Here is a 12,645-nt window from a genome sequence, read left to right on the forward strand (position 1 = left end):
TGATTACAGTGAGTCACCAGTTCCCACCCCGGAGTCCCCGATGAATCACAATCCCGCCCACAATCTGGCGCTCGAAGAGATGGACAAGGCGTGCCTGCTCCATCCCGCCACCTCCATTGCCGACCATCTTGCCAACGGTCCGCGGATCATGGCCGAGGCCTCCGGCGTCCATGTCACCGATACCAGGGGAAACCGCTTCCTCGACGGCGCGGCCGGGCTGTGGTGCGTGAATGTGGGCTATGGGCGCAAGGAGATCGTCGAGGCGGTCAACGCGCAGATGAGCCGGCTGCCGTTCTTCCATTCCTTCACGTCGATGTCGAACGAGCCCTCGATCCGGCTCGGCGACAAGGTGCTGCGCTGGGCGCCGGAGGGGATGAGCAAGGTGATCTTCGGCTCCGGCGGCTCGGACGCCAACGACACCAACATCAAGCTCGTCTGGTACTACAACAATCTGCGAGGAATGCCGGACAAGAAGAAGATCATCTCCCGCGACCGCGCCTATCACGGCGTCACCATCGGTGCCGGCAGCCTGACCGCAATGCCGGTCTATCACCAGAAATTCGACCTGCCGCTGCCGCAGATCCGCTACACGCGCTCCGTCGACATGTTCCGCGACAAGCCGGCCGATATGAGCGAGCCGGATTATTCCAAACTGCTCGCCGGCGAACTGGAAAAGCTGATCCTCTCAGAGGGGCCGGAGACCGTCGGCGCCTTTATCGCCGAGCCGGTGATGGGCACGGGCGGCGTGCTGCCGCCGCCGGAGGGTTATTTCCAGGAGGTCCAGGCTGTCCTCGACAAATACGACGTGCTGATGATCGCCGATGAGGTGATCTGCGGCTTCGGGCGCCTCGGCGCGCGGTTCGGCTCTGAGTTCTACGGCATCCGGCCGGACATCATGACCATGGCCAAGGGGCTTTCCAGCGGCTACCTGCCGCTGTCGGCGAGCGTCATCAACGACAGGATCTGGGCCGTGCTGGAAGAGACCGCACCGCAGATGGCGAGCTTCGGCCACGGCTTCACCTATTCGGCCCACCCGGCCTGTGCCGCGGCGGCACTCGCCAATATCGAGATCCTGGAGCGGGAGAACCTGGTCGGCAACGCCGCGAAGATGGGCGCGCTCCTGAAGACGCGGCTCAAGGAGACCATCGGCGACAGTCCGATCGTCGGCGACATCCGCGGCGAGGGGATGATGATCGGCCTGGAACTGGTCAAGGACAGGGAGACGAAGGAAGCGTTCGACCTCTCCCTGAAGACCGCCGGCAAGGTGCAGGCCAAGGGCTACGAGAATCTTATCCTTGTGCGCACCCTGCCGCACCGCGACGTCATCGCCATGTCGCCGCCGCTGTCGATGACCGAGGAGAACGTTGAGGCGCTGGTGGCGGGCGTGAAGGCCTCGGTCGATGCCGTCGCCGATGCCTACAAGGCAGACAGGCTGATCGCCTGACGACCCTTGGGGGGCGCCGCGTGCGTCCCCTTGTTTTTCGAGCGCGCAAAAAAAGCCCGGCAGTGATCCGTCGGGCTTTTTCGTTGGAAAGGGTGTTTGCCTACCAGCCGGCGAAGGGCGCGACCGCCTCGTCGGAGACCATCCCTGCCGCGGCATCGGCGATCGCGCGGCTAAGAATGTCGACAGCGATGTCCACCTCCTCGTCGGAAATGATCAGCGGCGGTGTGATCTCCAGCGTGTTGCCGCCGACATAGTGGACGACGGCGCCGAGCTCGAACGCCCGGTAGACCACCTTTGTGGCGAGCGCCGCGTCGGGGGCATTGGTCTCCTTGTCGGTGACCAGTTCCAGGCCGATGGCAAGGCCGGCACCACGTATGTCGCCGATGACCGGGCTCGTCTCCATGACCTCCCTCAGCCCCGCCATGAACCGGGTTCCTGCCCGGCCGGCCCGCGCCGGGATGTCCTCTTCGACCAGCGTGCGCATGACCTGGCGGCCGACGGCGGTGCAGATCGGGTTGCCGGCGGTGGTCAGCAGCGCCGCGGCGGGCGGCCCGTCGATCACCCAGGCCGGCGCGACAGCGGCCGACAGCGGCAGGCCGGAGCCGATCAGCTTGCCGAAGGTGACGATGTCCGGGACGATGCCGTCGAGTTGGAAGGCGTGGCGGACGCCGGGCCGGCCGAGCCCCATCTTGACCTCGTCGATGGCGAGCAGCACGTCGTGCTTCCTGCAGGTCTCCGACAGCGCCGTCAGAAAACCCTTCGGCGGGACGATCATGCCGCCGTCGGAGAGGATCGGCTCGGCCATCAGGATGGCGACATCGCCCTTGGCAAGTTCGGCATCGATCTCGGCGATGCTCGCCTCAAGCGATGCGGCGACCGGGTCGGGGCCGTCCGCATGGGGGCGGAACGGGTTGGGGTAGGTGGCGAGGTAGAGGTCCGGATCGGGCTCCGTGCCGCCGTCGATATGGACACCGGAGACCCGCATGGAGACGCCGAGGCCGCCATGGTAGCCGAGCTTGAAGGTGACGATGCGTTTCTTGCCGGTGGCCATCCGCGCGGCCCGGAACACGACGTCGTTGGCATCGGTGCCGGCATGGCCGAAATAGACGCGCCGGTCGCCGGTGCCGGGGGTGAAGTCCAGCAGCTCCTCGGCGAAACCGACGGAGTCCGGGTGGACGGCGGACAGGCCGCCGGCGCCAGGCGGCGTTTGCGCGGCTCTGGTCATCGCCTCGATGATCTTCGGGTGCCCGTGGCCGAGGCCGCAGGCGGTCCAGGTGGCCGACAGGTCGAGGAGCTTGCGGCCACCGACCTCGGTCAGCCAGCAGCCCTTGCCGGATTCCAGCGCGATGGGGAAGAAGCGCAGCTTCTCGATGCCGGCGACGGCGTTGCGGTCGCGCTCCAGAAGGTCGTCGATGGCGGACATGGAAAGCTCCTTGTCGTTGCGCTCACCCCTTGGCGCGGCCGAACAGGAACCAGAAGGCCAGGCTGACGATCAGGATCGAGGCGACCAGGATCAGGACGTTGAGCGGGAAGATCAGTGAGATATGGGAGGAGTGGGAGGCGGCCTGCTGCCAGAGATAGATCGGCAGGGTCTCGGTGCGTCCCTTCAGGTAGATCGAGCGGGCGATCTCGTTGAAGGAGAGGAGGAAGGAAAAGAGGCCACCGGCGATGACGCCGTCCTTGATCAGCGGCAGTTCGATCCGCCAGAACCGTTCGATCGGGCCGGAGCCGAGGTCGGCGGCGGCGTCGAGCAGCACCTTGTCGAAGCGCAGCGCGACGATCAGCACGGAGAGGAACGCGAACGGATAGGCCCAGACGAAATGGCCGAGGAACAGGGACCAGAGCCCCATCTTCATGCCGAGGGCGACCCGGAAATAGAGGAACAGCGCGGTGCCGATGACGACGCCGGGGATCATCATCGGCAGCAGCATGACGCCGACGATGCCGAAGCGGCCGCGGCCGATGCGCGGGATGGCGCGGCCGACGACGGTCGCCGTCACCATGGCGACGACGGCAACGCCGGCGGCGATCGCCAGGCTGTTGAGGAGCGGGCCGATCCAGTCCGGTTGGGCCATCAGCTCGCGGTAATATTCCAGCGTGAACGGGCCGGGAAAGCCGCTGAGCGGTTCCGCGCTGAACGACATCACGACGAGCCAGAGGATCGGCAGGTAGATGATGGCGAGGGCGATGACGCCGGCGACGAGGCCGAGGCGCTTCCAGCTATGGCGTTCCGACCAGTGCGGGATGAGGTCGATGCCGGGGCGGCGGGTCATGCGAGGCGCCCCCGTGCCATGCGCGCCGAGAGGGCACTCGCCGCGCCGATGATGGCGACGAGGATCATCAGCATCAGCACCGACAGGGCGGCGGCGACGGTATAGTTGAGGATCCTGAGCAAGCTCTGCACCGAGGCCGACAGCACGATGACGTTGCCGCCGCCGAGGAGCGCCGGCACCACCGGATCGCCGATCATCGGCACGAAGGTGAAGACGATGCCGGCGCCGAGGCCCGGCATGGCGAGCGGCAGGATGACGTGTAGGAAGGTGAAGGAGGGCGGCGCGCCGAGGTCCTTGGAGGCTTCCAGCACCTCGTCGTCGATGAGGGCGAAGGCGAGGAACAGCGGGAACACCATCGGCGGGAAATAGGGGCCGATGAGGCCGAGGACGACCGAGAACTCGGAAAACAGCAGCCAGTCGAGCGGCTGGTCGACGATGCCGAGATGCATGAGGACCGCATTCAGCGGTCCGTTGAGGCCGAGGATGCCGCGCCAGACGATGGTGCGCGAGGCAAGGCTGAGGAAGAACGGGATCGTCAGCAGGCCAAGGCAGGTGGTCCTGACGGCGACGGACCGCGTGCCCTTGGCGATCCACAGGGCGAAGGGGACCGCGAGCACGATCTCGATCAGGGTGACGATGGCGGCGATGCGAAGCGTGCGCACCGTCACCTCCCAGCGCCCGGAGGCGAGGACGTCGTAATAGGCCTGCAGCGACGGCTCCCAGACCAGCCGGAAGTTTTGCATGCTGAGGACGGACCACAGAACCAGCCCGAGGACGGGCAGGAGCGCGGCGAAGCTCCAGATCAGGACGAAGGAGCCATGCCCCTTGGGATCGACTTGTGTCGGGGGTCGAAACACCGGCGGACCTCGCAACGACGACGGCGCCCCGCCTCCGGGACGCATGGTCGGCCGGACGCCCCCGGCTGCGGGGAGGCGCCCGGACCGGACTTCGGATGAGGGGATCAGGCCTGCTTGAAGCGGGACCACTCGGCCTCGATCGCCTCGACATTGTCGGGCGAGGAGTTCTGCCAGTAGTGCGGCAGCGCCATCTTGCGCTCCACCTTGGCCATATTGGCCTTGATGGCGCCGATCTTTTCCGCGTCCCAGCCGGCGTCGGTGGCGAATTTCAGCGATGCCGTCGGGTTGGCCGTGGCATAGCCCTGGTTGACGGCGATCTGGGCGCCGTAGTCACCGCCGAGGAACCAGTCGATGGCCTTGTAGGCCTTCTCAAGGCGCTCGCCCTCGGCCTGGCTCGGCAGGTAGGCGCCGATCATCCACTTGGAATAGCCTTCCTTGCAGTTGGCGTAGACGACGTCCTTGCCGTCGCGCTGCAACTGCTTGACGACCGGCTCCCAGCATTCCTCGATGAGGACTTCCTTGTTGCCGAGCATGTCGACGGATTCCTCGTAGGAATGCCAGAAGGCACGGAACTGGCCGGCCTTTTTGCGCTCGATCAGGAAGTCGGCGACCATTTTCGCCTCTTCCGGCGTCATGTTGGAGGGATCGCCGATCTTCTCGCCCTTGCCGAGGAGATAGAGCGCGGCGTTGGGCAGGGTGGTCAGCCAGGTGTCTTCCAGGGAGATCTTGCCGAGCATCTTCTCGTTCTCGAACACCATGCCCCAGGACAGTTCCTCGTCGGCCGGTGCGACATCGCCGACCCAGTAGCCGAAGCTGTCGGCGTTGAAGACGATCGGGGCGCCGTACTGGGCGCCGTCGACGCCCTGCAGCAGCGGGCTCGACTTGACGTCGGCCGAGACGTCGCCCCACAGCTCCATGGCCGAGGGATCGAGCACCTGGAAGTGGCCCGAGGCGCCGAGCCGGTCCTCGATGCCGCCGTCGAAGATGAAGATGTCGTAGTCGTCGCCGGCCTCGTTGGCGACGACTTCCTGGACGTAGAGGCCGGGGTCGGAATTGATCGCCACGAAGTCCATCTCAAGGCCGGTGTCCTTGGCGAACCCGTCCCAGCTTGGCAGGGCGCAGGTGGTGACGCCCAGCACCCGGACCTTGCCGGAGGCGGCAAAGGCGTTGCGGGCATAATAGGGGGCGGCGAGGGCGGCGGCGCCAAGGGTGACACCCCCCTTCAGGACGGAGCGGCGTGAGAGCCGGGAGGAGATCTTGGAAGTGGTCATGCGGATGGTTCCTCTGTTGGTGATTGGAGGCGGATTATTGTTCGTTGGCGGGAAAGAGGATCGTCTGGCTTGCGCGCCATTCGATCCGGACGGACTCGTCGGTCACGGCATGGGCGTCCCACTCGCGCATGCGTAAGGGTCCGATCGCGGTCCGGTAGGTGATGTCGAGATATTTGCCCTTGTAGATGCGGCTTTCGAGGCTCCCCTCGATCCGGTTGAGGCCGGGCTCGGGCGCGCCATCGCCGGCAATGCGCACCTTTTCGGAGCGGAACGCGCAGCAGACCCGGTCGCCGGCGGCCGGCGCGCCGGAGGCGGCCCAGATGCCGGAGAAGGTCACGCCGTCGGCAGTGACCGTGACGGTTTCGGGTCCGACCTCGGCGACCACGGCTTCGAACATGTTCTCCATGCCCATGAAGCTGGCGGCAAAGCGGCTTGCCGGCCGGTCGAACATCTCCTCCGGCGTTCCTTCCTGGACGATGCGGCCCTGGTTCATCAGCAGGATGCGGTCGCTCATGGTCAGCGCCTCCTCCTGGGAATGGGTCACGTAGATGAAGGTCATGCCGAGGCTGCGCTGGAGCTGCAGGAGCTCCACCTGCATGTCGATCCTGAGCTTTTCGTCGAGGGCGCCGAGCGGCTCGTCGAGGAGCAGGATCACCGGTTCCAGCACCAGGCTGCGGGCAAGGGCGACACGCTGCTTCTGGCCGCCGCTGAGCTTTGCGATGCTGCGGTGGGCGAAGTCGGAAAGCTGCACCTGGTCCAGCATGCGCAGGGCGCGCTCGCGCCGTTCCGCCTTCGGCACCTTGCGCACCCTTAGCCCGTATTCGACGTTCTCAAGGACGTTCAGGTGCGGGAACAGGCCGTAGTGCTGGAAGACGGTGGCGACGTTGCGGCGGTTGGCGGGCACGTCCGAGACGTCGTGGCCGTCGAGGATCAGGGCGTCGACCTTGGTCGGCAGTTCCAGCCCGGCAAGGATGCGCAGGAGCGTCGATTTGCCGGAGCCGGACGGCCCGAGCAGGGTGACGAATTCGCTGCTGTTGGCGCTGAGGCTGACGTCGTTGAGGGCGGTGAAATCGCCGAAGCTGTGGAAGAGGTGGTCGACCTCCAGGATGCGCGCCGGGCGCGGCGTGGCGGCCTCGACCGTTCGGTCTTCCGTCATCATCTGCCGCTCACTCAATCCCATCGGGCACCACTCTCATGTCCCGTTGCGGCCGGACCGCGGCCCGTCATCCGGTTTTTGTTATTTTTGATAACATCTTTCCATCTTGGCGATTTCGGCCCGGAAAGAAAGTTACGTTTCTGACAGGTGCGAGCGGGCGCGGCGATCACGGGAAGACCTCGGAGACGAACTTCACCCGCTGGTAGGCTTCCAGGCCCTCGATGCCGCTTTCCGACCCGAAGCCGGATTCGTTGACGCCGCCGAACGGGGTTTCGGGTGTCGAAATGCCCGTGTGGTTGACGCCGACAAGGCCTGCTTCAAGGGCGAGTTCGGCGCGCTGGGCAAGGCCGCCGTCGCGGGTGAAGACGAAGGAGGCAAGGCCGTAGGGCAGGGCATTCGCCCGCTCCATCACCTCGTCGAATTCGGCGAACGGGGTCAGCGAGGCGATCGGTCCGAACGGCTCTTCCGACATGATCCGGGCGTTTTCCGGAATATCGGCAAGGACGGTCGGGGCGAAATAGTTGCCGGGGCGGTGCAGCACCTCGCCGCCGGTCAGGAGCCGAGCGCCCTTGCCGGTCGCGTCCGTGACGAGATCGGTCATCGCCTCAAGGCGGCGCGGGGCGATCATCGGGCCCATCCTGGTGTCCGGCTCAAGGCCGTGGCCGATGGTGAGGGCACCGGCGGCCGCGGCCATCTTTTCCGCGAATGCCTCGTAGATGCTTTCGTGGATGAAGAACCGGGTCGGCGAGGTGCAGACCTGGCCGGCATTGCGGAACTTCGCTGCCGCAAGGGTCGCGACCGCGTGGTCGACGTCGGCATCGGCAAAGACGATGACCGGGGCGTGGCCGCCCAGTTCCATGGTGGACCGCTTCAGGGTCTCGGCCGCGCGGGCCTGCAAGAGCTTGCCGACGCGGGTCGAGCCGGTCAGCGAGATCTTCTTGATCTCGGGCGCGGCGATCAGGTGCAGCGAGATGTCGTCGGGGACGCCGAAGACGAGGTTGAGCGCGCCGTCCGGCACGCCGGCCTCCTGAAAGCAGCGGGCGAAGGCGACGGCCGTTCCCGGCGTTTCCTCGGCCGCCTTCAGGATGATCGAGCAGCCGGCGCCGAGCGCCCCGGCGATCTTGCGGATGGCGTTGGAAGCCGGAAAATTCCACGCGGCGAAGGCGGCGACCGGGCCGACCGGTTCCTTCAGCACCATCTGGCGCTGGCCGGCGGCGCGGCCGGGGACGATCCGGCCGTAGGCGCGCTTGCCTTCCTCCGCGTACCATCGCGTGGCATCGACGGAAAACAGGGTCTCACCCTTTGCCTCGGCGAAGGGCTTGCCGTTTTCCAGCGTCAGCGTCTTGGCGATGGTGTCCGCCCGTTCGGCCATCAGGTCGGCGGCGCGGCCCATGATGGTGGCGCGCTCCAGCGCCGTCTTTGCCTTCCAGGCGCGGAACCCGGCGACCGATGCCGCGATCGCGGCGTCGAGATCGGCGGCCGTCGCATGGGGCACGCGGCCGAGTTCGGCGCCGGAGCCGGGGTCGACGAGGGGCGAGGAGTCCCGCGCGTTTGCGCCGATCCACTGGCCGTCGATGAAGAGGCCGATCGTCTCGGGATAGGAAGTGTCGGGCATTGGTGTCGTCAAACCTGCTGGTGATGTCTTTCGGCAGCGGCGGGGGGATTTTCCGCTTGCGGAGTCCGCTTTCCGTATTTAACCCTATGCTGTGATCTGTGATCACGCAATAGGAAATCTCACGAGAAAGGGCGGCTCATGGCACAAGCGACCGGAACGGCGCGGGAGACGTTGGGGGAGGCGGCGGCAGGCAGCCCGCTCGAGCCGCATCTCCTGCCGGTGCTGTCGGCACGACTGTCGGCGATCGTCAGGGAAATGAACGCGACGCTGATGAAGGCGAGCCGCTCGTCGGTGATCAAGAACTCCAAGGACTTTTCCTGCGGGCTCCTGACCTTCGATCACCGGCTCTTGTCCGTTGAGGACTGCATTCCGATCCACATCGCCGCGCTGGAACAGGCGACGAGGCCGCTGACGGAGTTCTTCGACGACATCCGGCCCGGCGATGCGTTCATGAACAACTGCCCCTATACGGGCAACTCGCACCACGCCGACATGACGTTGTGCGTGCCCGTCTTCGTCGACGACGAACCGATGTTCTGGACCTTGTCGCGGGCGCACCATGCCGATATCGGCGCGCCGATCCCGACGACCTATCTCACGGAGGCTGCGACCATCTACGAGGAGGGCGTGCATCTCCCCTGCGTGCGCATCCAGGAGGGTCTTAAGGACCGCGCCGACATCATCCGCATGTGCCGCACCAAGATCCGCGTTGCGGACCTGTGGTACGGCGATTACCTGGCGCAGGTCGGCGCCTGCCGCATCGGCGAGCGGCGGCTGAAGGAACTGGCGGAGCGCTACGGCACCGATGTGATCAAGGCCTTCATCCGCGAATGGATGGACTATGGCGACCGGATGATGGCCGCGGAAATCGCCAAGCTGCCGAAGGGACGCTGGCGCTTCGAGAACCGGCACGACCCGGTGCCGGGCGTCGCCGAGGACGGCATTCCGGTCAATGTGGAGGTCGAGATCGACCCCGATGCGGGTACGATCACCGTCGATACGACGGACAATGTCGACTGCGTCCCGGGCGGGCTCAACCTTACCGAGGCGACGGCCACCGCCTCCTGCCGCATCGGCGTCTTCTACAATCTCAACCCCGACCTGCCGCACAACCAGGGCAGCGCCGACCGCATCCGCATCCGGCTGAGGGAGAACTGCGCCCTCGGCATTCCGCGCTATCCGGTCGGCACCTCGGTGGCGACCACCAATCTCACCAGCCGGCTGATCGCGGCCGTCGCCTCCTGCTTTGCCCAGATCGGCACCAATAACGGCATGGGCGAGTTCGCCTATTCCCAGGCGCTCGGCGAGGCTGTCATTTCCGGCGAGGATGCGACGCGCGGCGGTCTTCCCTTCGTCAACCAGGTCTTCATCGGCTATGGCGGCGGCGGCGCCTCGCACGGCTATGACGGCTGGCTGTCCTCGGGAGCGGCCTGCGACGGCGGCCAGATGCAGGTCGATTCGGTTGAGGTCGTCGAGGGCATGTACCCGATCGTCATCGAGGAGCGCGGCTGCGCCCGGGATTCCGGTGGGCCTGGCACCTGGGACGGTGCGCCGGGCATCGAGGGGGCGTTCCGCCCGCTCGGCGGCGCCATGACCGTCTACTGGGGCTCGGACGGCGACGTCACCCCGGCAAAGGGCGTTGCCGGCGGCGGGGCGGCGGCCACATCCGGCAACTGGCGGCGCGAGGCCGACGGCACCGTCACGACATTGCCGGCCTTCGGCGATGCGACGATCGCCGCCGACGAGGCCGTGCGGTTCCGCGCCTGCGGCGGCGGCGGCTACGGCGATCCGGCGGCCCGCGACCCGCAGCGCGTGCTGCGCTCGGTGCGGCGTGGCTGGGTCAGCCCGGAGCGGGCCCGCGACATCCACCGGGTCGCCGTTTCCTGGAACCCGGAAGCGCTCGACTGGGACCTTGATGACACCACCACCGCGCAACTGCGCGGCGCGCTCTGAGGGCAGGCATGACTTACGAACTCTGTATCGATATCGGCGGCACCTTCACGGACTGCCTCGTGGAGGCGCCCGACGGCGGGCGCCACATCTTCAAGGTCCCGACGACGCCGGGGGTCTTCCAGAACGGCTTCATGAACGCCATCGAGACATCGGCCGAGGGCTTCGGCATGACGCTGGCGGACTTCCTCCAAAAGGTCGACCGCATCGTCCATGGCTCGACCGTCTCCACCAATGCCCTCGTGGAGCGCAAGGTGGCGCGCACCGGCTATCTGTGCAATGCCGGCCATCTCGATGTGCTGACCATCCGCGAGGCGCTGCCGAAGCCCGTCTTCGACTGGCGCCTCGACTATCCGGACCCCTACGTCTCCCGCGGGCGCACCTTCGGCATCACCGGCCGCATGGATGCCGCCGGCAACGAACTGGAGCCGCTTGACGAGGCCTCGGTCGTGGCGGCCGTGGACGCGCTCCGGGCGGGCGGCGCCGAGGCCATCGGCGTTGCCTATCTGTGGTCGATCTCCAATCCTGCGCACGAGATCAGGACGCGGGAGATCATTGCCGATATGTGGCCGGAGGTGCCGGTGACGCTCAGCCACGAGCTCAATCCGATCGGCCGGGAGTACCGGCGCACTATCGCCACCGTCATCGATGCCTCGCTGCAGCCCATCGTCAGCTCCTATGTGCGCGCGCTGACCGGCGCGCTCGACGCGGCCGGCTACGACAAGGATCTTCTGCTCGCCAACTGCATGGGCGGCATGATGCCCCCGGAGGAACTGATCCGGCGGCCGATCTATAGCGTCATGTCGGGGCCGACCCTGGCGCCGATGGCGGCCCAGCAGCTTCTCCCGGGCCGCAACCTGATCGTCGCGGACATGGGCGGGACCACCTTCGACGTCTCCGCCTTGCGGGACGGCGCGCCGGTCGTCTCGCCGGAGGCCTGGATCGGCCCGGACATGCTCGGCATGGCCAAGATCGACGTGCGCTCGGTCGGTGCCGGCGGCGGCTCCATCGCCTGGGTCGATGCCGGCGGCATGCTGCGCGTCGGCCCGCACAGCGCGGCCGCGGTGCCGGGTCCGGCCTGCTACGGTCGCGGCGGCACCCAGCCGACGATCACCGATGCCAATCTGGTGCTCGGCTATCTCGACCCGGACCATTTCCTCGGCGGCTCGATGCCGCTCGATCGCGCTGCGGCGGAAAGCGTGCTCTCGCCGCTTGCGGAGACGCTCGGCCTTTCCATCGAGGCCCTTTCCCATGCCATCTTCACCACCTCCAACAACACCATGGTCGGCCTGATCACCGACATGACGGTGAAGGAGGGCATCGATCCGCGCGACAGCTCGATTGTCGTCGGCGGCGGCGCGACGGCGCTGCACATCGCCGAGATCGCACGCGAGATGGGGATCACGGAAATCCTCATTCCGCGCTTTGCCGCGGGCCTGTCGGCCTTCGGCGGCCTGATCTCGGACATGCGCCGGGAGGAGGTGGCGAGCCAGCTCCATGCCTCCGATGCGTTCGACGTCGACCGGGTCAACGGCGTCCTCGACGATCTTTACGCTGCGGGCAAGGCGTTCCTCGACCGCGCCGGCGTGCCTGAGGAGCGCCAGCGCTTCGACTATGTCTTCCTGGCGCGCTACCGCTACCAGAGCTGGGAGATCGAGGTCCCGTTCATGCCGACGGATGGGCACATCACCGAGGCGGATGTCGAGGCCCTCGTCGCTGCGTTCCACGACATGCACGAGCGGGTCTATTCGGTCCGCATGGACGGCGACGTGGTGGAGTTCACGACCTGGAAGGTGCGCGCCACCGGCGTGCGCCCCGGCCGCATCGCGCCGGCCGGCATGCCGGCGGCGACATCGAGGTCCGCGACGCCGAAGCTTTCCCGCCGCGTCTACATGCACGAGCGGTCCGGCATGGTCGAGTGTCCGGTCTATTTCGGCGAAGAACTGCGGCCGGGCGATACCCTCGACGGGCCGGCGATCATCGAAGAGCCGACGACGACGATCCTGGTGCCGCAAGACGCCCGGGTGACGCTCGACAGCGAGGACAATTACCAGATGCTGCTCGGAGACGTCGCCTGAG

9 protein-coding genes are annotated in these 12,645 nt (G+C 66.8%); 3 read left to right on the forward strand and 6 right to left on the reverse strand.

From position 1 onward, the window contains the following. Positions 1–40 precede the first annotated feature (40 nt). Complete coding sequence (locus tag M2319_RS08290; RefSeq protein WP_264600990.1) at positions 41–1,444, forward strand: aminotransferase; 1,404 nt, start codon at positions 41–43, stop codon at positions 1,442–1,444. A 100-nt stretch (positions 1,445–1,544) separates the two neighbouring features. On the opposite strand, the gene M2319_RS08295 is transcribed toward M2319_RS08290, so the two are convergent. The 6 genes from M2319_RS08295 to M2319_RS08320 all read right to left on the reverse strand — a co-directional run bounded on the left by M2319_RS08295 (position 1,545) and on the right by M2319_RS08320 (position 8,616). Continuing rightward, complete coding sequence (locus tag M2319_RS08295; protein ID WP_264600991.1) at positions 1,545–2,867, reverse strand: aspartate aminotransferase family protein; 1,323 nt, start codon at positions 2,865–2,867, stop codon at positions 1,545–1,547. A gap of 22 nt (positions 2,868–2,889) precedes the next feature. Further along, complete coding sequence (locus M2319_RS08300; RefSeq protein ID WP_264600992.1) at positions 2,890–3,717, reverse strand: ABC transporter permease; 828 nt, start codon at positions 3,715–3,717, stop codon at positions 2,890–2,892. Beyond that, on the reverse strand, positions 3,714–4,574 hold the full coding sequence (locus tag M2319_RS08305) for an ABC transporter permease (protein ID WP_264600993.1): 861 nt from the start codon (positions 4,572–4,574) through the stop codon (positions 3,714–3,716). Before M2319_RS08305 ends, M2319_RS08300 begins: the two co-directional genes overlap by 4 nt. Before the next feature lie 104 nt (positions 4,575–4,678). Then, a complete protein-coding gene (locus M2319_RS08310) occupies positions 4,679–5,845 on the reverse strand; it encodes an ABC transporter substrate-binding protein (protein ID WP_264600994.1) in 1,167 nt (388 codons plus the stop codon). Positions 5,846–5,879: 34 nt separating this feature from the next. After that, a complete protein-coding gene (locus tag M2319_RS08315; RefSeq protein ID WP_264600995.1) occupies positions 5,880–7,001 on the reverse strand; it encodes an ABC transporter ATP-binding protein in 1,122 nt (373 codons plus the stop codon). A 166-nt stretch (positions 7,002–7,167) separates the two neighbouring features. Then, positions 7,168–8,616 (reverse strand): NAD-dependent succinate-semialdehyde dehydrogenase, encoded by a 1,449-nt coding sequence (locus M2319_RS08320; RefSeq protein ID WP_264600996.1) that lies wholly within the window; start codon positions 8,614–8,616, stop codon positions 7,168–7,170. Positions 8,617–8,754: 138 nt separating this feature from the next. On the opposite strand from M2319_RS08320, the gene M2319_RS08325 reads away from it, so the two are divergent. After that, positions 8,755–10,569 (forward strand): hydantoinase B/oxoprolinase family protein, encoded by a 1,815-nt coding sequence (locus tag M2319_RS08325; protein WP_264600997.1) that lies wholly within the window; start codon positions 8,755–8,757, stop codon positions 10,567–10,569. An 8-nt stretch (positions 10,570–10,577) separates the two neighbouring features. Beyond that, positions 10,578–12,644: a hydantoinase/oxoprolinase family protein gene (locus M2319_RS08330; RefSeq protein WP_264600998.1), complete on the forward strand. Its 2,067-nt coding sequence runs from the start codon at positions 10,578–10,580 to the stop codon at positions 12,642–12,644. Position 12,645: the final 1 nt, after the last annotated feature.

This window comes from Rhodobium gokarnense, assembly GCF_025961475.1.
Taxonomy (GTDB): domain Bacteria; phylum Pseudomonadota; class Alphaproteobacteria; order Rhizobiales; family Rhodobiaceae; genus Rhodobium; species Rhodobium gokarnense.

Bases quoted from the DNA above. Each gene is read 5' to 3' on its own strand.
- M2319_RS08290 (WP_264600990.1), top strand. From the start codon at position 41: ATGAATCACAATCCCGCCCACAATCTGGCGCTCGAAGAGATGGACAAG.
- M2319_RS08295 (WP_264600991.1), bottom strand. From the start codon at position 2,867: ATGTCCGCCATCGACGACCTTCTGGAGCGCGACCGCAACGCCGTCGCC.
- M2319_RS08300 (WP_264600992.1), bottom strand. From the start codon at position 3,717: ATGACCCGCCGCCCCGGCATCGACCTCATCCCGCACTGGTCGGAACGC.
- M2319_RS08310 (WP_264600994.1), bottom strand. From the start codon at position 5,845: ATGACCACTTCCAAGATCTCCTCCCGGCTCTCACGCCGCTCCGTCCTG.
- M2319_RS08315 (WP_264600995.1), bottom strand. From the start codon at position 7,001: ATGACGGAAGACCGAACGGTCGAGGCCGCCACGCCGCGCCCGGCGCGC.
- M2319_RS08320 (WP_264600996.1), bottom strand. From the start codon at position 8,616: ATGCCCGACACTTCCTATCCCGAGACGATCGGCCTCTTCATCGACGGC.
- M2319_RS08325 (WP_264600997.1), top strand. From the start codon at position 8,755: ATGGCACAAGCGACCGGAACGGCGCGGGAGACGTTGGGGGAGGCGGCG.
- M2319_RS08330 (WP_264600998.1), top strand. From the start codon at position 10,578: ATGACTTACGAACTCTGTATCGATATCGGCGGCACCTTCACGGACTGC.